We start from the raw sequence: 23,745 nt of genomic DNA, 5'->3' as shown, positions 1-23,745 counted from the left end.
TTCTGATCCGAAGACGCGAGTTCGGGGGACCGCTTGAGCATTCTCAGTGGATCGTCAATCTTGATCACCGGGGGCACGGGCTCCTTCGGCAAGGCCTTCATCCGCCACGCGCTCGACTCACTCGCCGTGCGCAGGCTGGTGGTGTTCTCGCGTGACGAGCTCAAGCAGTACGAGCTCCGCCAGCTCCTCGGCGAGGACGAGCGGCTGCGCTACTTCATCGGCGACGTCCGCGACCGGGACCGCCTGAGCAGGGCCATGCACGGAGTCCAGTACGTGGTTCACGCGGCCGCGCTCAAGCAGGTCGACACGGCCGAGTACAACCCCTTCGAGTACGTGAGGACCAACGTCGGCGGCTCCCAGAACGTGGTGGAGGCCGCGATCGACTGCGGCGTGCGCAAGGTCGTGGCGCTCTCCACCGACAAGGCCTCCAGCCCGATCAACCTGTACGGCGCGACGAAACTGGTCGCCGACAAGCTGTTCGTGTCGGCCAACCACTACGCCGCCAGCCACGAGACCCGTTTCTCCGTGGTGCGCTACGGCAACGTGGTCGGCAGCCGCGGCTCGGTCGTGCCGTTCTTCCAGCGCCTGGCCGCCGAGGGGGGCAGCCTGCCGATCACCGACAAGCGCATGACCCGCTTCTGGATCACGCTCGACCAGGCGGTCAGATTCGTCGTCGACTCCTTCGAGATGATGCAGGGCGGCGAGCTCTACGTGCCGCGCATCCCCAGCATGCGCATCGTCGACCTGGCCGACGCGCTGGCGCCGGGCTGCCCGATCTACGAGGTCGGCATCAGGCCGGGCGAGAAGCTGCACGAGGAGATGATCGGCCCCGACGACGGCCGCCGGACGCTGCGCCTGGCCGACCGCTACGTGGTGCAGCCGACGGTCGCGGACTGGGGATATGTGCCGCCGGCCGGCGGCGAGACGCTGGCGGAGGGGTTCGCCTACCGCTCCGACGGCAACGACCGCTGGCTGTCGGTCGACGACCTGCGCGCCATGGTGTCGGCCGGCGTCTGATGCTCCCCTACGGACGGCAGTCCATCGCCGAAGACGACGTCCGCGCGGTCACCGAGGTGCTGCGCGGCGACTGGCTGACCACCGGCCCGGCCGTCGGCCGGTTCGAGGCGGAGCTGGCCCGCTGGACGGGCGGCGTGCCCTGCCTGGCGGTCACTTCGGGCACCGCCGCCCTGCACGTGGCCTACGTGGCGGCCGGGATCGGGCCCGGGGACGAGGTGATCACCTCGCCGCTGACGTTCGTGGCCACGGCCGCCACCGCCGCGCTGCGCGGCGCCCGGGTGGTCTTCGCCGACGTCCAGCCCGACACCGGCAACCTCGACCCGGACTCCGCCGCCGCCCTGGTGACCGGGCGGACCCGGGCGATCACCGCGGTGGACTACGCGGGCCATCCCGCCGACTACGACGAACTGCGCGCGCTCGCCGTGCGCTGCGGGGCCCTGCTGATCGGCGACGCCGCCCACTCCATCGGCTCCACCTACAGGGATCGGCCGGTGGGCGGGCTCGCCGACCTCACCACGTTCTCCTTCTTCCCGACGAAGACCGTGACCACGGCCGAGGGCGGCGCCGTCGCGGCGACCGACCCGGAGCGATTCGGCAGGGCGTCCAGGTTCAGAAATCACGGCCTGGTCAGGGATCCGGCCGAGCAGCGCGACCCGGACCACGGCGGCTGGCACCAGGAGGTGCACGACTTCGGCCTGAACTACCGGCTGCCCGACGTGCTCTGCGCGCTCGGCGTGAGCCAGCTGAGGCGGCTCGGGCGGTTCCGCGCCAGGCGGGCCGAGCTGGTCGCCCGCTACAACACGCTGCTGGCCGGTCTGCCTGGCCTCACGCTGCCCGCCCGGCGGCCCTACACCTCCCCCAGCTGGCACCTCTATCCGGTAAGGATCGGCGACGGCCGCAGGCGCGAGGTCTACGAACGCATGCGGGCGGCCGGCATCGGCGTGCAGGTCAACTATCTGCCGGCCTACTGGCATCCGGTGTTCGAGGACCTCGGCTACAGGCGGGGGCTGTGTCCCGCGGCCGAGTCCTACTACGCCGAGCAGCTCTCGCTGCCGCTCTTCCCCGATCTCACCGACGCGCAGCAGGACCGGGTCGTCGAACGCCTGACGGCCGTCCTGGGCTGACTCTCAGCGCTCCAGCAGCAGGAGGCAGCCGTCGTCGCTCCTGTCGACGAGGAAGTTGCGTCCCGTGACGTCCGCGGGCGGCAGGTCCCGGGCGCGGACCAGGGTCCGGATCGCCTGCCCCTGGTCGATGACGACCTCCCACCACGACTCCTCGCCGACGCTCTCGTCGATGCCGGCCAGCGGGACGCGGGCGCGGAAGTCGCGCCCGGCCAGCGTCACGGGGAAGTACATCTCCTCGCCGTCGCTCCTGCGCACCAGCCTCACGACCGGCTCGCCGTCTCCCGGGTCGGCCAGCTCCCCCGTGATGACCAGGTCACCGCCGTCCATGCGGCACTCGCCGACCAGTGCCGCCGCCTTGCGCAGCCGCAGCCCCCACGCGCCTCTGAAGCCGAGCACCGGGACCAGCCACACCCCGGCGCGGCGGCGCGGCGGCGGAACGACCGGCGGGAGCCGGCGATCGCCGCGCACCCTGCCCTCCAGCCGCAGTCCCGGCCCCTTGAGCCGGACGCGCAGGTCCCAGTGGCCGAGCCGGGCGAGCCGCCCCCTCGACAGCGCGGCCGGGTCGAACGCGAACCGGAACGGGAACCCGTGCTCCGGCACACAGCCGCCGTCGGGCACCTCGACGCTGTCCCAGACCGGCGACGCGCTCTCCTCCGACAGAGGCAGCCGGTCGCCGGTCCTGCGCTCCTCCAGCCACACGCTCACCCGCATCGGGCCCAACTCGCCCACGTCGAACCGGCCCATGCCGGCCCGTCCGGCGCCGCACAGCACGCCGTCGCGCCACTCCAGCTCCACCAGCCTGGCTGTCAGGCCCAACTCCTGCGACACCTCCGACAGGCGTCCCGGCAAGGCCGGATGCCGGCCGTACCAGCGCTTGCGCAGCATCCCCGCGGAGCTGATCCGGGGCTGCAGGCGGCCGTCACGCACCTGGGCGAACGTGCTCGCCAGCTCGTCCAGGCGGCGCTGGTGCAGCAGGTGCACCAGGAGGCGGTGCGCGAACGGCAGGTCTCGCAGCACGGCCCGCGGAACGCCGTCGAGATACCGTACGCAGAGATCGACGAGGTCGTCGCCGGCGGCGGCGCCCAGGCGGGCGATGGCCTCGACCGCGACGCCCATGTCGATCTCCATCGTGTCCCGGTCGAACTCCGGCCTGAGCCTGGGCGCTCCCGCGTCCAGCAGCGCGGCGGTCTCCAGCACCGACAGCAGCCGATCGCGCAGGTTGTCCGGCTCCAGGCGGCGCTGCGTGATCGAGGAGCCGGGCTCGTCGCGCTGGCGCCAGTGGTAGACGACCTTGTGCAGGACGTCCACCGCGTTCGCCCCCACGTGGGCGGCCATGGCTACCGGCTGGTCCTCGTACATCCGGTCGGGAAAGCTCAGTCCGAGCCCGTCCCAGAAGGAGCGCCGGTAGACCTTGTTCCACAGCATGCGGTCGCGGATCAGCAGGCGGTGGCGGGTGATGTGGGTGCGCTCGGCCGGCTCGGCGAACGCCTCCTTGTGCGCCCACGAGGGGATGAGCAGGTTGCGGTGCAGCCGCATGACGTTCCCGCAGGCCAGGTCGGAGCCCGTCGATTCGAGCGAGGCCACCAGGCGCTGGAACCCCGCCGGCGGCACCGTGTCGTCGCCGTCGACGAAGGCCAGGTAGCGGCCGCTCGCCTGCCGCACGCCCGCGTTGCGGGCCTGCCCGACGCCGAGGTTCTCCTGCCGGATGAGGCGGATGCGCCCGTCCGCCGCCGCCCTGGCCTCCACCACGGCGGCCCCGCCGTCGCGGCTGCCGTCGTCCACGCAGATCGCCTCGAAGTCCCGCAGCCGCTGCGCGGCCAGCGAGTCCAGGCAGGGGCCGAGATACTTGCCGACGTTGTGAAAGGGCACGATCACGGAGAGGACCGGCACGTGAGCTCCTGTTCTTCAGCCGGACAGCAGGCGCATGACCCTGCGGGCCACCTGCCGCGGGCGGGACAGACGTCGTGACAGGCGGTAGCCGAGAGTCCTACGGTACGCGGAGGCCTTGCGCTGGGTCCTGCGCAACTTGCCGCGTGCCCTGACCAGCTCTCGCTCGCGATAGGTGAGCTTGGTCTCCAACCGGGCGATCCTGGCCAGGGCCGCGGTGAGCTGGTCGGCCAGGCGGTCTCGGGCGCGTAGCAGGTCGCGGTAGGTGGGAGCCGTCCCGGCGAGCTCGGCCGGCCGGCCGAGCTCGGCCTCCAGCTTGCGTGCCAGATCCAGCTCCCTCTGCTCGCATGGCCGGCCGGCCATGCCGCAGAGCGTCAGCGTCAGCTGGTCGGCCTGCAGCGGCCAGGGCCACGGATGGTGATGCCCGGCGGCCAGCAGGCGGACCGCGAAGCGCCACAGGATCCGGCAGAGCACGACCTCGGGAGCGGGAGTCCGCTGCGGGGCCGGGCCGGTGCCGATGGCCGCGAACCGCTCGCCGTCCCACACCAGGCTGTCGGTCGTGGCGGAGGCGTCCCCTCCGTCCTCGACCCACCGGGCCAGCGCGGCGAGCAGCTCGCGCACCGCTCGCACGTCCTCACGGGCGCACGCCTCGACGAGGATCTCCTCCACGACCCTCCCGGCCGGGATCGGCCGGTCCTCGCCGTCGGGCAGCCGCCGCATCGCGACCGGCCGCGTGTCGGTGGCGACCGCCGGCACCACCTCGTGTACGGCCTGCCCCTCCTCTATCAGGCCGAGCGGCAGGTCAACCGGGTCGGCGGTGTCCTCGGACCTGACGGCCACCGTCAGCCAGAAGGGGGCGAGTTCCTCGCCGAGCCGGTGCCTGAAGACCAGCCGGGCCAACCGGAGCGGGTCGGACACCAGCATGCGGTCGTCGGCACGGGAGCTCAGCGGGAACGTCAGCGCTTCCGGGAGGTCGTGGGCGAGCGCCTCGCGTGACAGCAGCGCGCGCGGCGCCAGGCTGTCGGGATAGGCGGCGTAGGCGCACCGCACCTGCAGCCCGGCCGCCTCCAGCCCCGCGTCGAGGGCGGCGGGCCCGTCGGGGTAGCTCGGGTCGAAGCCGTGCGGCTCCCACTGGTCGTCGCCGCCGTCCCTGTCGGGAGGCCGCGCCTCCAGGAACCGGTCGACACCGAGGTCGTTGCGTACGCCGAGGACCAGCCGCCCGCCCGGCGCGACGAGGGCTGCCAGCGCGGACAGCGACTCGCGCCAGGCCGCCGCGGGCGCCTCCGCGGAGTGCGTGCGCTGGAGCCCGTCGAACGCCAGCACCAGGTCGTACGGCTCGTCGCCGGCGAACGCCTCCAGCCTGCCGCAGTGAACGGCGAGGTCGGGGTGGCGTTCGCCGAGCGCGCAGGCGTCGGGATAGGAGCGCAGCAGGAGTGCGGCGGACGGGGCGCGGGCGGCCACCTCGTCGACGAGGACCTGCGGATGCGGCCCCACCAGCAACACCCTGCGGGGTGCGGGAAGGTCAGCCGGGAGCAGCCGGGCCATCAGCTCCAGCGCCACGCCGCGCCAATCGGTGAACCCCGACACGTTGGACAGGTCGGACCACAGCAGCATCTCGCCGCCGATCAAGCGGACGTTCTCGGGTGCCTCGGTCATGCGCATCGCACCCGCTTCCAGCCGAACATTCGCCGTAGCTCCTCAGGTGTCGCCTGATAGTCGAATCCCAGCTCGCGCCGCGCGGCCTGCCGGGCCAGCTCGGGGTCGACGCCGACGCCGTGCAGCTCGGGCCAGAGCCGCAGGCGGCGGGCCGTGCCGCCGTACTCGGGCCGCTCGTCCTCAAGCTGCATCGGGTCCCCGTAGACGGCCACGTCGCAGCCCACCGAGGCGCCGTAGAACAGGGCGCTGCCGAGCCTGTTGGAGGCCACCCTGCGATGCCGCCTGAGCTGCGTGAGCTGCTTACGGAGGAAGTCGCGCCCTCCCGCGTCCCAGCGCGACCCGCGCTCGCCGTGGCAGATGACGCGAAACCCCTGCGCCTCGTACGCCTGCCGGATGCGGGGATTGGCGAATTCCAGCCAATAGAGGCAGACGGTGACCGGGCCGGTCTCCACGTCCTTGATCTCGGCGGCGAGCCGCGCATGGTCGCCGCTGACGGAATGTTTCTCCCAGCCATGAAAGGGATACCAGATCGTGCCCTCCCGTTTGGCCTTCGCGCCGAGATCGGGCTCCAGGTCAAGCAGGTAAATCCAGGGCGCGCCGATGAGGTAGTGGCCGCGTCGCCCCATGGACCACCCCCGCCGTCGCAGCACGTCTGACCAGACAAAACGGGGATATCCGGGACTGCACCACTGGTCATTCGGCGGAAATCCATGCAAATAGTTCCAGCCATGCTGGAGGAATCCATGAATTCTCTTGGGCGCTTCGTCCGAGAGGCCACAGTATTGCCCGAGTATGCGGGAGTGACCGTACCAGTGATTGGATTCGTCCATTGTTTCCCCTTTAGCGGTTGGCGCGCCCCATCAGACGTTCGCAGCCCCTCACGGGCGGCACGCGCCTTTATACGGTTCCATTACCTGCGACGGGGGCTTGGTTTCAGTTGACTCAGGATCACCGCTACACTAAGTCTTGGCTTGACCACAGAGAGTGAGTGCACATGAGTCATCTCGACCGCCTGCGTGCCGTCTTCCGCAGCTCGCTTAACCTGCCGGCCGACGCCGACGTCGACGGCCTCGAATACCGCGTCCTCCCCCAGTGGGACTCGCTCGCCCACATGTCGCTGATCGCCGCGATGGAGGACGAGTTCGCCGTGATGATCGACACCGATGAGATGATCGACATGAGCTCGTTCGCCAAGGCGGCCGAGTTGCTGGAGAAGCATGGCATCGGCGCAGCGGCCCACTGACCCCCGCGTCGTCCTGGTCACCGGCTCGACGACGGGCATCGGGCGGGCCGTCGCCATGAGGCTCGCCATGACCGGTCGTGCCGTCATCGCCCACGGGCGCGGCGCCGACAGGACGGCGAAGGCGGCGGCCGAGATGGCCGCACTCACCGGCGGCAGCGTCGAGGCCGTCCACGGCGACGTCTCCGATCCCACCGCGGTCTCCGCGATGGCGCGCGACATCCATCAGCGTCACGGCCGGCTCGACGGCCTGGTGATCAACGCCGGCATCCACGCGGCCGGGCTGCTCGGCATGATGCGCAGCGACACGATCCGCGACCTCTTCCAGGTCAACGCGCTCGGGGCCACGCACACCCTGCAGGCCTCGGTCAGGCTGCTGCGCAGGGGCACCAGCCCGTCCGTGGTCCTGGTCTCCTCGGTCATGGGCCGCGCCGGAGCTCCCGGCCACGCCGTCTACTCCGCCACCAAGGCCTCGGTCCTGGGCCTGGCCAAGGCCGCCGCCAAGGAGCTCGGCCCCGCCGGCATCCGGGTCAACGCCGTGTCGCCCGGTTACATCCAGACCGGCATGCTGTCCACACTCGACGACGACGCCCGCGCCGCCACTGTCGCCGCCACCCCGTTGGGCCGCCTCGGCACCCCCGACGACGTGGCCGCCGTCACCGCCTTCCTGCTCTCCAGCGACGCTTGCTTCATCACTGGGCAGGTCATCGGCGTGGACGGCGGGCTGGTGCCGTGACCGATGGGCGACCCGATGGATTACCTGCCTCACCCGCACGCCCGCCTGGTCATGGCCGGAGAGCCGGGCGACCTCGGCGGTAACCGGCTCGCCGCGCGCGTCGCCCGCGCCGCCGAGGCACTGGCGGCGCTGCCGCCCGGCCCGCTGTTCTGCGGCATGCGCAACGACCTTCCCTCGGTCCTGCGCTACCTCGGCGCCTGGCAGGCCCGCAGGCCCGTGGCGCTGCTCGACCCGGACCTGTCCGCGAGATCGCTGGCCGAGCTCGTCGCCCGGTTCAAGCCCGCCGCCCTGCTCGGCTTCGCCCAGGCTCCCAACGGCGCGAGCGTCCCGCGCGGCACGGCGGCGATCCGCCGCACCCGGCGCGACGGGGCCGGCTCGCGCGAGGAGGCTGCCGAGCCGCACCCCGAGCTGGCCGTCCTGCTCGCCACCTCGGGATCCACCGGCGACCCCAAGCTGGTGCGGCTGTCGCGGGCCGCCGTGCTGGCCAATGCGCGCGCCATCGCGCAGGCACTGGCGATCGGGCCCGAGGAGGTGGCGCCGACCAGCCTGCCGCTGCACTACAGCTACGGGCTGTCGGTGCTCAACAGCCATCTGATGGCGGGCGCGAGCGTGATGCTGACCGACGCCGGGTTGCTGGAGCGGTCCTTCTGGAGCTGTCTCGACGAGCACCGGTGCACCTCGCTGGCCGCCGTCCCCTACCAGTACGAAATGCTGCGTAGACTGCGCTTCGACCCGGCCGAGCATCCCGCCCTCACCACCCTGACCCAGGCCGGCGGGCGCCTGCGGCCCGACCTCGTCACCGAGTTCGCCGCCAAGGCGGCGAGGCTCTACGTGATGTACGGCCAGACCGAGGCGACCGCGCGCATCGCCGTGCTGCCACCGGATCAGGTGGCCGCAAGGCCTGACTCGGTGGGAGCGGCCGTCCCCGGCGGGCGGCTGACCGTCGAGGACGGCGAGGTCGTCTACCACGGGCCCAACGTGATGATGGGCTACGCCGAGACCGCCGCCGACCTCGCGAGAGGAGACGAGCTGGGCGGGGTGCTGCGCACCGGCGATCTCGGCCGGCTCGACGGCGACGGATTCCTCTACATCACCGGCAGGGTCAAGCGCATCGCCAAGATCTTCGGCGTCCGGGTCAACCTGGACGACGTGGAGCGGCTCCTGCGCGACTGCGGCCCCGTCGCGGCGACCAGCGGCGACGACCGGGTCACCGTGTGGGCCGAGGGCATCGACGCCAAGGGCTGCTCCATTCTCGCCAGGCGACTGGGCACCGAGCTGCGCCTCCACTGGAGCGGCTTCGACGTGCGAGGCGTGGACCGGCTGCCCCTGCTCACCACCGGCAAGATCGACTACCGCGCCCTGGAGGCCCGGACATGACCGTCTTCACCCTGTCCGCGGCCGAGCGGGAGGCGGCGCTGCTGCCCGAGCTGGCCGCGCTCACCGAGCGGCATCGCCACGCCTGCCCGCCCTACCGGCGGATCCTGGGCGCGATCGGATCCGCACCGCCCTACACGCGGGTGTCCGACCTGCCGTGGTTGCCCGTACGACTGTTCAAGACCCACGAGCTGCGCAGCGTGCCGGACGAGCAGGTCTTCAGAGTGCTCACCTCCAGCGGCACCACCGGCCACGAGCCCAGCCGGATCTACCTCGACAGGGAGGCGGCGGCCACCCAGCCGCGCATGCTGGCGGCGACGTTGCGGGCGGTGCTGGGCGAGCAGCGGCTGCCCATGCTGATCGTCGACAGCCGCACGGTGGTGCGTGACCCGACGCTGAGCGCCCGCGGCGCGGGCGTGCTCGGCATGATGAACTTCGGCAGGGACCACACCTTCGCCCTCGACGAGCACGGGGCGCTCGACGCCGAGGCGGTCAAGGGCTTCCTGGCCCGCTACGGCGACGAGCCCTACCTGATCTTCGCCTTCACCTACATGGCCTGGCTTCACCTGCGCGAGCTCGGCATGGACCTGTCGCAGGGGGTGCTGATCCACTCCGGCGGCTGGAAGAAGCTGGCCGAGCAGTCGGTGGACAACGCCGAATACCGCAGGCGGCTGGGCGAGGAGTGCGGGCTGAGCCGCATCCACAACTTCTACGGCATGGTCGAGCAGATCGGCACCGTCTTCCTCGAAGGGCCCGACGGCGGCGGCCTCTACTGCCCCGACTTCGCCGACGTGGTGATCCGCGATCCCGACACCTGGCAGGAGGCTCCGCCGGGCGTGCCGGGACTGATCGAAGTGGTCAGCACCCTGCCGACCTCCTACCCCGGCCATGTGCTGCTGACCGAGGACCTCGGCGTCGTGCACGGCGTCGACGACGGGATCTGGCCCGGCAAGCGCTTCTCCGTCCTCGGCCGGCTCCCCCGCGCCGAGGCCCGCGGCTGCAGCGACACCTACGCGCAGGCGGCCGCGTAATGCTCGACGTCAGGTTCCCCGCCGGTCCGCCCGTCTCCGTGGACTGCCTGCTCGACCAGGTGACGGACGGCGGCGGCCTCGCGATCGGTCAGGCTACCGCCGGCGGCGCTCTCGCGGTCGGCGACGAGCGGATCCGCGACTTCCTCACCGCGTTCGGCAGGCGGCTGCTGCGCCCCACCCTTTCGCGCCGGCACCCCGAGCTCGGCTCGCTCGGCTTCTTCCTCCGCCGCAGCGAGCTGCTGCGCACCGTCGAGAGCCTGCGAGGCGAGCATGTACGGGTGCCGCGCGGGCTGGTCTTCCACATTCCGCCCGCCAACGTCGACACCGTCTTCGTCTACTCCTGGGCCCTGTCGGCCCTGATGGGCAACCGCAACGTGGTGCGCCTGTCTCCCCGGGCGGGCGCCGTCGCCGCCACCATCGTCCGGACGCTGCAGGAGACGCTCGAAGACGCCGACCCGGTCGTGGGCGCGACCCAGCGCGTCATCTGCTACGACCGCTCCGACGGCATCACGGCCGCGCTCTCCTCCGCCTGCGACCTGCGCGTCATCTGGGGCGGCGATCGCGCCGTCGACGAGATCCGCAAGCATCCGCTGCCGCCACACGCCCGCGACCTCACCTTCCCCGACCGGTCGTCGTTCGCCGCCGTCCGGGCGCCGGCCTGGCTGTGCGCGCCGCGCGCCATCCGGCTGGCGGTCGCCGAAGGGTTCGTCAACGACTCCTACTGGTTCGACCAGGCCGCCTGCTCCTCCCCGCGCACGGTCTTCTGGGTGGGGGCGCGCGCCGACTGCGACGCCGCCCGCGCCGACTTCACCGCCCACCTGTCGCGGGCGGTGACCGAGCGGGGCTGGGCGGTGGACGCCGCGATGGCGGTGGAGAAACGGGTGGCCACCTACGGCCTGGCGGCCGACGGCGCGGCCGGGGCCATCGACTTCCACGGCAACGCCCTGGCCAACGTCACGCTCTCGACGGCCGTGGCGGCTCCCCGGCGCTGGCTCGGCACCGGCACCTTCGCCCACGCCCAGCTCGACTCCCTGGGGGAGCTGGTGCCCCTGGTGGGGCGCCGCGACCAGACGATGACCCACTTCGGCTTCCCCCGGGACGAGTTGCTGGAGCTCGCGCAGGCGCTCGCCGGGCGCGGCGTCGACCGCATGGTGCCGTTCGGCGACGCGCTGAGTTTCCACCGCGTATGGGACGGCGTGGATCTGGCCGCCGAGTTCACCCGCCTGGTCACGGTCTCCGTCTGACCCCCGCGCCATGCCGCCCACTCCGCTCCACCCCTCCACCACCTTTCCCGGCTCCCCTCCCTCCCGCTTGCCGATCTCGCCCCGCCCACCTCACCCCCGCCCCCTTCGGCAGCCCACCCCCGCGCTCTCCCTGCTCAGCCCTCCCTGCTCAGCCCTCCACTCGGCCTCTTGGCGCAGTGTCTGGCTCGGCTTCTTGGCACGGGCTCTTGGCACTGGCTCTTGGCACTGGGCTCCCAGTGCGGCCTTCCTGTACGGCCCCTGGCCTGGCCTCCCCGTCGGCCCGACCCCACTGCCACCTCGGTCCCTCTCAGGATCTGCCACATGCTGCCGTCTCGGACCGCCTGTCTCGGGCCGTACGTGTCGAGCCCCTCTCCGTCTTGGACCAGCAGTCGCAGTCCGTTCGGTTCAGTCCGTCGTTTCGGTTGCCTGCTCAGCGCGCCTGCCTGGGGGTTGGCGGCTCCCCGGAGAGGCTGGCTTCGGGGCTCGCCTCACTTGTCCGACGCGACACCCGAGGGTGTCGATCCTTTTCGGGGGTACGAATGACCGTCGCTCTGCCTGCCAGGACTCCTGCTCCCCCACGGGGGCGGGCTCTGTGGAGGCCCAGTGCTGGGTGGGTGCCGGCTGGGCTGGTCGCGGTGGCGGCGGTGGTGGTGCTGTGGCGGTTCGGGGTGCCGGCGTGGGAGGTCGGGGCGTTCGCGGGTTATGTCGGGTTCGGCGTGATGTTGCCTGGGTTGCTGCTCTGGCGGGCCCTGGGGCCGGGGGGTGGGTCACTGCCCGCGGACATGGCGGCGGGGCTGGCGGTGGGCTACGCGGTCGAGGTGCTGGTGTACATCGCGGCGCGGGCTGCCGGGGCGCCGTTGGCGGTGCTCGCCTGGCCTGTGGCCACGATCGTGGTGTTCGCGGTCGTGCCGGGGCTGCGGCGGCATTGGCGTGGGTGCGGGGTGCGGGTGCCCGTCGGGTGGGCGTGGGCGATGTCGGGGGTCGTCGGCTATCTGCTCGCGTGGAGCGCTCAGCAGTTCTATCGCGTTCATGGGCTGAGTTGGCCAGGGAACGCGGGGCCGTATGTGGACATGTCGTATCACCTGGCGCTTCTGGGGGAGATCAAGCATCATGTGCCACCGACGTTCCCCGCGGTGCTGGGTGAGCGGCTGTCGTATCACTGGTTCGTGTACGCGGAGATGGCGGCGACCAGCTGGGTCACCGGGATCGAGCCGCAGACGCTGCTCTACCGCCTGACCGCGCTGCCCATGCTGGCGGGCATCGTCGTGCTGGTCGCCGCGGTCGCCTGGCGGCTGACCGGGCGGCCATGGGTGGGGGTCGCGGCGATCCTGGTCACCTGCTTCGCCTGCTCTCCCGCGCTGCACCAGGGGAGCCTGGATCTGTTCACCACCCGGTCGCTGTTCACCGCGTGGCTGAGCCCGACGCAGAACTTCGGGACGCTGCTCTTCGCGCCGGTGGTCCTGCTGCTGATCGCCTTCCTGCGGTCGGAGCGCGGGCGGTGGTGGGCCATGCCGATCCTGCTGCTGGCACTGGCCGGGGCGAAGGCCACGTTCCTGCCGATGCTCCTCGGCGGGCTGGTGCTCGTGCTCGGCGTGCACGCACTGGCACGCCGGCGGCTGCACCGGGCCGCGCTGACCGCCGGCCTGACCACTCTGGCGTGCCTCCTGGCGGCGCAGTTCGTGCTCTTCGGCGGCGGTGCGCAGGGGATGACGATCTCGCCGATGGACATCATCCGGCGGGTGTGGGAGCTGGCCGCCGACCCGGTGGACGGGCTGGAGACCGAGGCGGCCCCCGGTCTCGTCCTCGGGCTGGCGGCCCTTTACCTGACCTGCCTGGCGTGCGTGTGGGCGGGGCTGGCCGGCCTCGCCGCGCGGCGGGTCACCCCCTTGGAGCCGGCCGGCCCCTCAGCCGCCGGGCGTCGTGCCGCGCTGCTCGATCCTGCCGTGCTGTTGCTGCTCGGCATCGGGGCGGCGGGTGTGGGCGCCATGCTCATGCTCGGACATCCGGCCGCTTCGCAGCTCTACTTCCTGGAGGGCGCCAGGCCGTATCTCTCGATCGCGGCGGTGGCCGGCGGGCTGGCGCTGGTCAGGGCGTACTCGACCTGGTGGGCCGTGGGGGCGGCGGCTCTCGGCGCGGCGCTGGCGGCGGCCGTCACGGCGGTCCTGGGGCCTGAGGTTCCCATGCCGGACCAGCGGCTGCTGCCCCTCGTCCTGCCCTATCTGGTCCTCGGGCTCGCGACCGTGGCCGTCTGGCTCGTGCTGGCGTGGCGCCGCGGGCCGGTGGCGCTGGTGCTGGTGGCGCTGGTCTCGGGGTACGCGCTGCCGTCCACGGCCGTCAAGGTGATCCAGCCGCTCGGACCTCCCGGGCAATTCACCCCTACGCTGCCAGAAGGCGGCATGGAGGCGGGCAGGTGGCTGCGGAAGCACTCCAGGCCCGATGACGTGGTGGCCACCAACGCGCACTGCCGCCCGGTGCGCACCTACTGCGACAGCCGCCACTACTGGGTGTCGGGCTACAGCGAGCGCCGGGTGCTGGTGGAGGGCTGGGCGTACGCCGAGAGCACGCTGTCGCGGGCCCCGCTGACCGAGGAGTCCTATCTGAGCCTGGGGTTCGCCGACCCGGACCGGCTCGCGGTGAACGACGCCGCCTTCATGGCGCCCTCTGCCGAGAATATCGAGCGACTAATTCGCACATATGGCGTCAAATGGCTATTTGTCGATGAGTCCCAGAACATTCCCTCGCCGGCCCTCGAAAGGTTTGCCCGGCTGCGTTTCCGCAGCGGCGCATGTTCGGTCTACGAGTTGTGAGGTCCCGGGATCCGCGCAGGCAAGACCAGCGGCGACACCCCTATCCCAGGGCAGCGTAAAAACCTCGCCAGCGCCGAGAATATTGCACGGAAATCACCCGTCCACGCGCGGTTCGCCTGAGCACCATTTCCGTAATCCCGGCCACAAGCGATCAGGGGAACCTATGGAAACGCGCGTGCGCCCAGGCATCGCCGTCGTCGACGGCCCGGCCAGACTCGCGACCGTCGACATCGTCATTCCCGTACTCAACGAGGAGCGCGCACTGCCCGGCTGCGTCCGTACGCTGGCCGCGTTCCTCACGGATTCCTTCCCCCTGCCGTGGCGCGTCACGATCGTGGACAACGGCAGCACCGACGCCACGTGGCCGATCGCCGAGGCGCTGGCCCGCGAGTTCGACCAGGTGCACGCCAAGCGGCTGGAGATCGCCGGGCGGGGAGCGGCGTTGAAGGCGGCCTGGCGCGACAGCCCGGCCGACATCGTCGCCTACATGGACGTCGACCTGTCCACGGGGCTCGGGGCGCTGTTTCCCATGGTGGCGTCGCTGGCCAGCGGGCACTCCGAGATCGCCGTGGGCTCCCGCCTGTCGCACGGCTCCCGCATCCGGCGCTCGCTGAAGCGGGAGGTCGTCTCGCGCGGCTACAACGCGCTGCTGAGGTTCGGCTTCGGCGTCGGGTTCAGCGACGCCCAGTGCGGTTTCAAGGCGGCCAGGACGGACGTGGTCAGGCCGTTGCTGGAGCGGGTCGAGGACGACGCCTGGTTCTTCGACACCGAGTTGCTCCTGCTGGCCGAGCACAACGGGTTGCGCGTGCACGAGGTGCCCGTGGACTGGGTCGAGGACCTGGACTCGCGCGTACGGGTCGTGCGGACGGCGGTCGACGATCTGAAGGGCCTGGCCAGGCTCGCCTGGTCGATGTCGAGGGGCCGGGCGGCGGTCGAGGTGCCGCGGCCGGCGGAGCCCGCGCCCACGCATCCGGACGCGGTGGTCGCCGCGCCGCGGGCGGCCACTCTGGCGAAGTTCGCCTCGTTCGCCGCCGTCGGCGCGTTCACCACGCTGCTGTACGCGCTGCTCTATCTGCCGCTGCGGGAGTTCCTGTCACCCGTGACGGCGAACCTCGCCGCGCTGGTCCTCACCGGGGTCGTCAACACCGAGGCCAATCGCCGGTGGACGTTCGCTCTCCGGGGCGGAAACCGTACCGGACTGCACTTCAGGGCGACGGCGGTCTTCGTCGCCAACTACGCCGTCACCACCACGGCCGTGCTCGGCCTGCACGGGCTCGTCCCGGAGGCGGGACGGCTGCTCGAAGTGAGCGCGGTCGTGGCCACGTACGGCCTGCTCACCCTCACCCGCTTCATCGCACTCGACCGCTGGGTTTTCGCCCGCTCACGGAGCTGATTCATCTTGGACGCCACGGAAATCCGGCAGCTGGTCGCTCTCGAGCGGACTCACTGGTGGTATCGGGAGCGGCGCGCCATCCTGCGCGGGGAGCTGCGGACGCTGCGGCCGGGGCGCGCCCTGGACGTGGGCGCGGCGGGCGGCGGCAACACGATGGTGCTGGTGGAGGAGGGCTGGGACGCGACCGCGACCGACTACTCGGAGGTGGCGGTGGAGGTCGCGCGGGAGCGCGGGCTCAGGGCTCTGCTGGCCGATGCCCGCAGCCTGCCCGTGGAGTCGGCGAGCGTGGATCTGGTGACCGCCTTCGACGTGCTGGAGCACGTCAAGGAGGACTATCTGGTCACCGAGGAGATCGCGCGGGTGCTGAGGCCGGGCGGGCACGCGCTGATCGCGGTGCCCTGCGACATGACGCTGTGGTCATCGCATGACGACGCGGTCGGCCACGTGCGCCGCTACTGCCACGACTCGCTGATCGGCGTGGTGGAGAAGGCCGGGCTCCGGGTCGAGCGGATCTGGAGCTGGAACGTCCTCCTGCGCCCGCTGGTCGCCAGGCATCGGCGCGGCTCGACCGGAAGCGACCTGCGACGGCTGCCCGCGCTCGTCAACGCGGGCCTGTCGGCGGTGGTCATCGCCGAGCGGTATCTGCCCGTCAAGTCGCGCAGGGGCGTGACGCTGTTCTTGCGCGCCCGCCTCGAAACGTGAACGGGTAGGTAACAAAAAACGGTCCATTTTGGATCCTGCCCGCGATGACCTGCGGATTCTTTCCGAAGCCGATGCGGGGCGCCCAGATGGAATGCCCCTTTCGTCATAAAGTGTCGCTGTGCTGATTCAGGGCTTGCTCGCTGTGTCGTTGGTGCTGGCCGGCTCCCCCGCGGCCACCACCCAGGCGAAGATCGACTGCGCCAAGGTCAAGTGCCTCGCGCTCACCTTCGACGACGGGCCGGGCACGAGGACGCCCGCCCTGCTCGACCTGTTCAAGAAGGAGCGCGTCAAGGCCACGTTCTTCCTGGTGGGCAAGCAGGTGGAGCGGCACCCCTCGATCGCCAGGCGCGCCGCCGCCGAGGGCCACGCGATCGGCAACCACACCTACTCGCACCCGTCGCTGCCCACGCGCTTCGACGAGGACATCCTCAACGAGCTCCAGGTCACCCAGGAGATCATTCAGGCCGCCACCGGCCAGGCGCCGAAGATGTTCAGGCCGCCGTTCGGCCACACCGACGACCGCGTCCTGGAGCTGGCGAACCAGGCCGAGCTCGCGCAGGTGCTGTGGACGGGCACCACGCTGGACTGGAGCCTGCGCGACGCCAAGAAGATCAAGGCCTCGGTCCTGCGGCTGGCCAAGCGGAACGGCGTGCTTCTCATGCACGACACCGTCCCGCAGACGGTCAAGGCCATGCCGGGGATCGTCAATGAGCTGAAGAAGCGTGGCTACCATCTGGTCACGGTGCCGACGCTGCTGCGCGGCAAGGGGCTGGAGTCCGGAGTGAGTTATCCGTAAAGCTCGCGGCGCGGGGTAGATCCTTCGGTGTCCCGGGGGTCAGCGATGCAGAGGCGGATTGCCGCCACGCGTGGGCGTGGCACGCGCATGTTCTGGGTGGCCACCTTCGCCGCCATCCAGGCGGTTCTCGCGTGCTGGTGGGCGGCGTTCTATCCGGGCCTGTTCAGCCGTGACTCGGTGCAGTATCTGAGCCACACGCTGGCCGGGCCGTGGGTGAGCGACCACTCGGTGCTGTACGACGCGATCCTGTGGCTCAGCTTCACCACCACCGGCGATCTTGGAATGGTCACCTTCGCCCAGACCACGGCCATGGCCGGGGCCCTGACCTACCTCGCCCAGTCGCTCAAGGCGCTCGGCGCGCCGCGCAGGACGACCACGGCCGTGGCGATCGCCCTGCCGTTCGTGCCGACCACGGGCGCGTTCACGGTCACGCTCTGGAAGGACGTGCCGTTCACCATCTGCGCCATCGCCATCGCCGGGGCCTGCGCGGGCCTGGCGGCGCGGCGGGCGGTCACGCCACTGAGACTGGCGGGCCTCGGCACGTTGCTGACCCTGCTGGGTCTCTTCCGCGCGAACGGCTTCCTGGTCGTGGCGATCACCGTCGCCGTGCTGCTGGTCGTCGTCACGGCGGCACGGGTCCGGCTCGCCCTCGTCGGCGCCGGCGCGGCGGCGCTCCCGCTGCTGCTCAACAGCTTGATCTTCCCCCAGTTCGGCATCTCACCGCCGTCCGGGACGTACGTCTACCACACGGCCTTCGGCGACATCGCCGTCGTCTACCGGGAGCATCCGGAGCTGTTCACCGGCGAGGACAGAGCGCTGCTGGCATCGGTGGCGCCGCTGACGAGGTGGACCGAGGGCGGCACCTGCTACACGGTCAACCCGCTCATCTGGCGCCCCGACTTCGACTGGGCGCGGGCCGACGCACACGCCGGGGAGCTGCTCGGCCTGTGGAGGCGGCTGCTGGTGGAGCAGCCCGGCCTGGTGGTGGACGCCCGCGTGTGCCGGGGTTCGATCGCCTGGAGAGTGGCCGCCGACCAGCTGGCGGTCGGCGGCTCGACGTACCGCATGTCCCTCAGGCCGAACGCCGACACCTACGTGGGCCCCAACAAGGTGTCCGACTTTCAGGGACGGCAGGTGTTCTCGCTTCGGCCGCTGTCGCCGGAGCTGTACCAGGTGGCGCAGACGTGGCTCACCGCCACGCTCGTGCCGCGGTTCGACTGGCTGCTGTGGCGGGGCGCGCTCTGGTCCTATCTGTCATACGCCGCCGTGGCGCTCGCCGCCTGGGCGCTGCGCAACAGGTTCGTCCCCGCCGTGGCGGCGGTCGTGGTGGGGCAGCAACTCGCGATCCTGGCCAACATCTCCGCGCAGGACTTCCGCTATCTGGCCGCGCCGATCTTCGTCGGAGTGCTGCTGGTGCCACTGCTCGCCGCCGCACCGGCGAAGCTCCTCAGGCGTCTGGTGCGACGGCGCGCCCCCGCCGACTCACCCCCGCCCGAACCCGGCCGCAGGCGCGACGCCGAGAGCGCGCTGTTGAGCGAGCCGCCCGACGAGGACGAGTCCTAGCCGGGGGGCCGCGGGTCGTCGCCCGCATACAGGCGACCGAGGTGTTACTCCCACTCGATGGTGCCGGGCGGCTTGCTGGTCACGTCGACCACCACCCGGTTCACGTCCCGCACCTCGTTGGTGATCCGCGTCGAGATGCGCGACAGCACGTCGTAGGGCACCCGCGCCCAGTCGGCCGTCATCGCGTCCTCGGACGTCACCGGCCGGAGCACGACGGGATGCCCGTACGTCCGCCCATCACCCTGAACACCCACGGACCGGACATCGGCCAGCAGCACCACCGGGCACTGCCAGATCTCCCGGTCCAGCCCGGCCCGCGACAGCTCCTCACGCGCGATCGCGTCGGCCTCGCGCAGCAGGTCGAGACGCTCGCGGGTCACCGAGCCGACGATCCGGATGCCGAGGCCGGGACCGGGGAACGGCTGGCGCCAGACCATGGCGGACGGCAGGCCGAGCTCCTCGCCCGCGCGCCGCACCTCGTCCTTGAACAGGGTGCGCAGCGGCTCCACCAGCTTGAACTGCAGGTCCTCGGGCAGGCCGCCGACGTTGTGGTGCGACTTGATGTTGGCGGTGCCGGTGCCTCCGCCCGACTCCACCACGTCGGGGTAGAGGGTGCCCTGGACCAGGAAGTCCACGGGCCCGTCGGCCATGATGGCGCGCTGCTCGTCCTCGAAGACGCGGATGAACTCACGGCCGATGATCTTGCGCTTCTCCTCCGGGTCGCTGACGCCGTCAAGGGCCTTCAGGAACCGGTCCGAGGCGTCCACGACCCGCAGGTTGACGCCCGTGGCGGCGACGAAGTCACGCTCGACCTGCTCGGCCTCGCCCTTGCGCAGCAGCCCGTGGTCGACGAAGACGCAGGTCAGCCGGTCGCCGATGGCGCGCTGGACGATCGCGGCGGCGACCGCGGAGTCGACGCCGCCGGACAGCGCGCAGATGGCCCGGCCGTCGCCGACCTGCTCGCGGACCGCCTCGACGGAGTCTTCGACGATGTTCAGCATGGTCCAGGTCGGGCGGCAGCCCGCCGCGTCGAGGAAGTGCTTGAGCACCGCCTGGCCGTGCTCGGAGTGCAGCACCTCGGGGTGGAACTGCACGCCGTAGAGGCCGCGGCCGGGGTGCTCGAAGGCGGCGACCGGCGTCTCGCTGGTGGAGGCGGTCACCGCGAAGCCGGCCGGAGCGGCGGCGACGCTGTCGCCGTGGGACATCCAGACCTTCTGCGCGGCGGGCAGCCCGGCGAAGATCACGCCCTCCTGCAGCACCTCCAGCGAGGTGCCGCCGTATTCCGCCACGCCGGTGCGGGCCACCTCGCCGCCCAGCGCCTGGGCCATCGCCTGGAAGCCGTAGCAGATGCCGAACGTCGGGACGCCGGTCTCGAACAGGCCGTGCGGCACGGCCGGTGCGTTGTCGGCGTAGACCGACGAGGGGCCGCCGGACAGGATGATCGCCTTCGGCTTCTTGGCCAGCATCTCCTCGACCGGCATCGTCGAGGGGACGATCTCGGAGTAGACGTGGCACTCGCGCACCCGCCTGGCGATCAGCTGTGCGTACTGCGCACCGAAGTCGACGACGAGCACTGTGTCGAATTCAGACACCGAGAGAACCCCCCAAAGGCGAATGCGGTGCCCCCAGTCTATCGGCCCCCAGGCCCAAGCCCTCGCCGCCCGCCTGCCGCGGGTCCGCCGGTCACAGGATCGCGTCGACCAGCCCCAGCGGCGGCGAGCCGAGGTCGAACATGGCCTTGTGGAAGCGCTGCAGAGAGAAGCCCGCGCCCCACTGCCCGCGTGCCCGCTCGCGCAGGTCCATGATGACCAGCTTGCCCCAGGTGTAGCGGCCGTAGGTGGGGTCGAACGAGGCCCGCCTGGCCTCCGCCAGCGCTGCCGGGCCGGCCAGATGCGTGTCGGACTCGAACCGCCTGGCCGCGTCCTCCACGGTCATGGCCCCGGTGTGCACGCCGATGGCGCAGGCCAGCCGGGTGACGCGGATCAGCGCCTCCACCCAGACGCCGATCTCGAAGCGCGGGTCCCGCTCCTCGAAGCCCTCCTCCACGCAGAGCTCCTCGGCGTAGTGCGCCCAGCCCTCGATGAACGACACCGACTGCAGCAGCCGCCGCACGTCCGACCCGGCCCGGCGCAGGGCCAGGCCGTGCGAGAAGTGGCCGGGCGCGACCTCGTGCACGTTGATCGCGGGCAGCGTGGTGTCGCTGAAGATCTCCAGCCACTCCTCGGCGTCCCGCTCCGGCCAGGAGGGGTCGGGTGGGGTGATGTGATACCACGACGGGCCGTCGGGCTCGCCCGGCGCGTTCCACGCCATCATCGCCATCGCCCACCGGCGCGACTCCGGCGCGAGCCCCACCAGGCACTCGCCGTCGTGGTAGGGCACCAGGTCCTTCTCGCGGGTGAACTCGATGGCCTTACGCGTGCCGATCCTGGCCGCCTCGATCACGCCGTCGGCGTCGGGGTGCTGCTTGACCAGCTCGCGGACCACGTCGAGCGGCGCCCTGTCCTGCTCGCCGAGCTTGGCGCAGCCGTCGGCCAGCCGGGCCAGCAGCCGGTCCCGCTCGGCGTCGGCGCGCTCGGCCAGCCTGCCCAGGTCCACCTCCAGGCCCTCACCGGCGCCCATCAGCCGGGCCAGCGCCTGCGCGCCGAGCGAGGCGTCCGGGTCGCCCTCGGTCGCGGCCCGCTCGACGTGCGCGACGAGGTCGCCGTGCGCCTTCAGCGCGGCCTCGTCGGTGATCCCCGCGGCCAGCCCCTTGACGGCGCCGAGCAGGGATCGTGCGACGGGGGCGCTGACCTGGTCGAGCGCGGTGATCGCGTGCCGAACCGCCTGCGGCCAGAGCGCGAGGTGGGCCGCCCTGGCGGCGGCTCGCTCCGGCTCGGGACCGTAGTCGCGGTCGTAGCAGGCGAGGTCGAGGTTGGACAGGTGGAACAGGGGGTTCCGGCGGTGCAGCTCCAGCTCGCCGAGCTGGATGCGCAGGCTCTGCTCGAACACGCGCATGTGCCGGGCGTCGTAGGGGTCGTCCGGCGCGGCGCCCTCGCCCAGTCGCGCCAGGCCGGCCCGCACGCCTTCGGGCGAGAGGTCCTGGATCGTGCCGTCGTACTCGTGCCTGCCGCCCGCCTCGCGCGCCTCCGCCACGGTCAGATCCGTGATGGCACGCAGTCTGGGCTGGAGTTCCGTCATGCCTGCGACGCTAGCGCAAGCCGCCGATCTTGACATTTCCGATCTGTACGGCGGCGACCGGGAATAGCCGGGCCCGCCTCCGGGTCGTGAAGTCCATGGACATCCGTTACGCAGGCGGCCCGACCGCAGTGCACTTCACCCAGGGCCGGGACACGCTGGTGAAGGCGTTCGAGGGGGCCGGGCAGCGGGTCCACCTGCTGCAGCCGGGTGAGCGGGTGACGCCGGCCGGCCCCGCCTGGCGCGACCGCCCCCCGAAGCCGACGCGCTCAAGATGAAAAGGTGAGTGGGTGAGCTGGGACATACGGGCGCTCGGCCTGCTCCAGGCCGAGCCGCCCACGCCGCTGATCGACTTTCCCGTCCGGGCGGCCGGGATCCGGCTGCTGCTCAAGGACGAGTCGGCGCAGCCCACAGGCAGCCTGCGGCACCGGCATGCCAGGGCGCTGTTCCGGCAGGCGGTGCTCGACGGACTGCTCGCCGAGGGGACGACCGTGGTGGAGGCCACCGGGGGCAACGCCGCCGTGTCGCAGGCCTGGTACGCCAGGCGGCTCGGCCTGCCGTACATCGCGATCATGCCGGGGACCCGCGCCGACGGGCGGGCGCGGCCGGTGGAGGAGTTGGGCGGCGAGTGCCGGTTCGTGACGCCGCCGGTGGCCATCTACGACGCGGCGCGCCAGGTCGAGGGGCACTTCCTCGACCAGTTCGGGCGGGCGGCCGAGCACGACCTCGCCGCCGAGTTGTTCGCGCAGGTACGGCCGGACTGGGTGGTGGTGGGGGCGGGCACCGGGGCCACGTCGGCGACGCTCGGCCGCTGGAGGCGGGACCACGCGGGCGGGCCTCGGGTCGCTGTGGCGGATCCCGAGAACTCGGCCTACTTCCCCGGCTGGACGCTCGACGCGCCCGACTACGCGACCGGGATGCCGTCCAGGATCGAGGGGATCGGCCGGCCCCGGATGGAGCCGGGGTTCCGGCCCGACCTCGTCGATCTGGTCATCCCGGTGCCCGACGCGGCGAGCGTGGCGGCGGCCCGGCACATCAGGGAGGTGACCGGGCTGCCCGTGGGCGGTTCGTCGGGCACCGCGCTCTGGGCGGCGCTGGAGCTGGTCGAGCGGATGCGCGAGCGTGGAGAGAGCGGGACGGTGGTGTCGGTGCTGGGCGACGCGCACGAGCGGCATCTGGCGACCTGTCACGATGACGGGTGGGCTGCCGCCAAGGGGCTGGACGAGCGGCCACACGGGGAGCGGTTGGGCCGGATCAGCTCAGCGGGTGGCTGACCCAGACGTTGGGCTCGACGTAGACGGCGTAGTCGCGCTCCACCTCGCAGTGGACGGGGTTGAGCGCGCCCGGCACCTCGATCGCGCCCGACCGGTCGAACGGCAGGCCCGTCCAGCGGCGCCACTCGGCGAGCGTGCCCGGGACGACCATCGAGCGGGGCGCCACCTTGACGATCTTCCCGCCGGCCCGTACGTGCACGCGCAGCCAGGCGTCGTGGGGCAGGCTGTCGGCGCGGGCGCGGAAGGCGTACTCGCTCATGGGGGTGTGCGGTTCGAGGTGCTTCTGGTTGGGCCTGACCGGTGCCAGGAGCTCGTCGAAGCCCAGCCTGGCCGCGTTGTCGCGCATCGCGCGCACCATGCGCGGCGAGATCCCGCTGCCCAGCAGGTCGCTGCGGACCGTGATCTCCAGGGCCGAGATCCTGTTGGGCCGGACGCCTCTCTGCCCGGCCAGCCAGCCTCGCCGGATCACCCCGTCCCAGCCGTCGTCGGGCGGCTCGCCGCCGTCGTGGGAGAAGGGCATCGTGCAGCCTCGCGCCACGAGCCTGCCGGGCTCTCCGTCGTCGTCGGCCACCAGCACGTACTCGGGGTAGGTGCGGGCGGCGACCGCGTAGAAGAAGTCGGCGATCGGGTCGTTCAGCATGAACTCCTGCCAGGAGCTCGGCATGTCCCACAGCGTCGCCGCGAACTCGGGGCGCTCGGCCAGGGTCGTGATCCGGAGGGTCATGCG

At 71.8% G+C, this 23,745-nt stretch carries 20 protein-coding genes; 14 read left to right on the top strand and 6 right to left on the bottom strand.

The annotated features are described in order from the left end of the window. The first annotated feature begins 33 nt into the window (after positions 1-33). Together pseB and V5E28_RS33755 are read left to right on the top strand one after the other, a co-directional pair. Entirely contained in the window at positions 34-1,017 is a 984-nt protein-coding gene (gene pseB / locus V5E28_RS33760) for a UDP-N-acetylglucosamine 4,6-dehydratase (inverting) (protein ID WP_336213033.1), read from the top strand. After that, positions 1,017-2,141, top strand: a complete 1,125-nt coding sequence (locus tag V5E28_RS33755; RefSeq protein WP_336213031.1) for a DegT/DnrJ/EryC1/StrS family aminotransferase — start codon at positions 1,017-1,019, stop codon at positions 2,139-2,141. The genes pseB and V5E28_RS33755 overlap by 1 nt, the downstream gene beginning before the upstream one ends. Before the next feature lie 3 nt (positions 2,142-2,144). Here the strand turns inward: V5E28_RS33755 and V5E28_RS33750 are convergent, their stop codons facing one another. From V5E28_RS33750 to V5E28_RS33740, 3 genes are read right to left on the bottom strand one after another with little or no spacing between them, the layout of a single operon-like run. Then, positions 2,145-4,031, bottom strand: coding sequence for a glycosyltransferase family 2 protein (locus tag V5E28_RS33750; protein WP_336213029.1), 1,887 nt, complete (start codon positions 4,029-4,031; stop codon positions 2,145-2,147). Between the two features lie 15 nt (positions 4,032-4,046). After that, complete coding sequence (locus V5E28_RS33745) at positions 4,047-5,684, bottom strand: hypothetical protein (protein WP_336213028.1); 1,638 nt, start codon at positions 5,682-5,684, stop codon at positions 4,047-4,049. Next, on the bottom strand, positions 5,681-6,310 hold the full coding sequence (locus V5E28_RS33740; protein WP_336213026.1) for a hypothetical protein: 630 nt from the start codon (positions 6,308-6,310) through the stop codon (positions 5,681-5,683). The genes V5E28_RS33745 and V5E28_RS33740 overlap by 4 nt, the downstream gene beginning before the upstream one ends. 368 nt (positions 6,311-6,678) lie before the next feature. Between V5E28_RS33740 and V5E28_RS33735 the strand changes: the two genes are divergently transcribed. From V5E28_RS33735 to V5E28_RS33690, 10 genes are all read left to right on the top strand, one after another. After that, positions 6,679-6,927, top strand: a complete 249-nt coding sequence (locus tag V5E28_RS33735; RefSeq protein WP_336213024.1) for an acyl carrier protein — start codon at positions 6,679-6,681, stop codon at positions 6,925-6,927. Then, complete coding sequence (locus V5E28_RS33730; RefSeq protein ID WP_336213022.1) at positions 6,902-7,660, top strand: SDR family NAD(P)-dependent oxidoreductase; 759 nt, start codon at positions 6,902-6,904, stop codon at positions 7,658-7,660. The genes V5E28_RS33735 and V5E28_RS33730 overlap by 26 nt, the downstream gene beginning before the upstream one ends. Positions 7,661-7,675: 15 nt before the next feature. Beyond that, a complete protein-coding gene (locus V5E28_RS33725) occupies positions 7,676-9,037 on the top strand; it encodes an AMP-binding protein (RefSeq protein ID WP_336213020.1) in 1,362 nt (453 codons plus the stop codon). Next, on the top strand, positions 9,034-10,065 hold the full coding sequence (locus tag V5E28_RS33720) for a LuxE/PaaK family acyltransferase (RefSeq protein WP_336213019.1): 1,032 nt from the start codon (positions 9,034-9,036) through the stop codon (positions 10,063-10,065). Before V5E28_RS33725 ends, V5E28_RS33720 begins: the two co-directional genes overlap by 4 nt. After that, on the top strand, positions 10,065-11,309 hold the full coding sequence (locus V5E28_RS33715) for an acyl-CoA reductase (RefSeq protein WP_336213017.1): 1,245 nt from the start codon (positions 10,065-10,067) through the stop codon (positions 11,307-11,309). The genes V5E28_RS33720 and V5E28_RS33715 overlap by 1 nt, the downstream gene beginning before the upstream one ends. Positions 11,310-11,923: 614 nt before the next feature. Next, the gene (locus V5E28_RS33710; protein WP_336213015.1) at positions 11,924-14,116 is read left to right on the top strand and encodes a hypothetical protein; all 2,193 of its coding nucleotides are present in this window, start codon (positions 11,924-11,926) and stop codon (positions 14,114-14,116) included. 175 nt (positions 14,117-14,291) lie between these two features. Then, the gene (locus tag V5E28_RS33705) at positions 14,292-15,509 is read left to right on the top strand and encodes a glycosyltransferase (RefSeq protein ID WP_336213013.1); all 1,218 of its coding nucleotides are present in this window, start codon (positions 14,292-14,294) and stop codon (positions 15,507-15,509) included. Between the two features lie 6 nt (positions 15,510-15,515). Continuing rightward, positions 15,516-16,211, top strand: coding sequence for a class I SAM-dependent methyltransferase (locus V5E28_RS33700; protein WP_336213011.1), 696 nt, complete (start codon positions 15,516-15,518; stop codon positions 16,209-16,211). 118 nt (positions 16,212-16,329) lie between these two features. Continuing rightward, positions 16,330-17,007, top strand: a complete 678-nt coding sequence (locus V5E28_RS33695) for a polysaccharide deacetylase family protein (RefSeq protein ID WP_336213010.1) — start codon at positions 16,330-16,332, stop codon at positions 17,005-17,007. Positions 17,008-17,052: 45 nt separating this feature from the next. Next, positions 17,053-18,570: a hypothetical protein gene (locus V5E28_RS33690; RefSeq protein WP_336213007.1), complete on the top strand. Its 1,518-nt coding sequence runs from the start codon at positions 17,053-17,055 to the stop codon at positions 18,568-18,570. A 44-nt stretch (positions 18,571-18,614) separates the two neighbouring features. Here V5E28_RS33690 and guaA read toward each other — a convergent pair whose 3' ends face one another. Then, the gene (gene guaA, locus V5E28_RS33685; RefSeq protein WP_336213005.1) at positions 18,615-20,162 is read right to left on the bottom strand and encodes a glutamine-hydrolyzing GMP synthase; all 1,548 of its coding nucleotides are present in this window, start codon (positions 20,160-20,162) and stop codon (positions 18,615-18,617) included. A 91-nt stretch (positions 20,163-20,253) separates the two neighbouring features. Beyond that, the gene (locus tag V5E28_RS33680; protein ID WP_336213003.1) at positions 20,254-21,747 is read right to left on the bottom strand and encodes a DUF885 family protein; all 1,494 of its coding nucleotides are present in this window, start codon (positions 21,745-21,747) and stop codon (positions 20,254-20,256) included. Positions 21,748-21,842: 95 nt separating this feature from the next. Between V5E28_RS33680 and V5E28_RS33675 the strand changes: the two genes are divergently transcribed. Together V5E28_RS33675 and V5E28_RS33670 are read left to right on the top strand one after the other, a co-directional pair. Next, the gene (locus tag V5E28_RS33675) at positions 21,843-22,022 is read left to right on the top strand and encodes a hypothetical protein (protein ID WP_336213001.1); all 180 of its coding nucleotides are present in this window, start codon (positions 21,843-21,845) and stop codon (positions 22,020-22,022) included. A 12-nt stretch (positions 22,023-22,034) separates the two neighbouring features. After that, complete coding sequence (locus V5E28_RS33670) at positions 22,035-23,018, top strand: PLP-dependent cysteine synthase family protein (protein WP_336212999.1); 984 nt, start codon at positions 22,035-22,037, stop codon at positions 23,016-23,018. Here V5E28_RS33670 and V5E28_RS33665 read toward each other — a convergent pair. Then, positions 22,999-23,742: an N-acetyltransferase gene (locus V5E28_RS33665; protein WP_336212997.1), complete on the bottom strand. Its 744-nt coding sequence runs from the start codon at positions 23,740-23,742 to the stop codon at positions 22,999-23,001. The genes V5E28_RS33670 and V5E28_RS33665 overlap by 20 nt on opposite strands. Positions 23,743-23,745 lie beyond the last annotated feature (3 nt).

Source organism: Nonomuraea sp. LPB2021202275-12-8, assembly GCF_037044575.1.
In the GTDB taxonomy this organism is placed as follows: Bacteria; Actinomycetota; Actinomycetes; order Streptosporangiales; family Streptosporangiaceae; genus Nonomuraea.
Note: the sequence above shows the minus strand (reverse complement) of the source record. Positions and strands in the feature narration are given on the sequence as shown.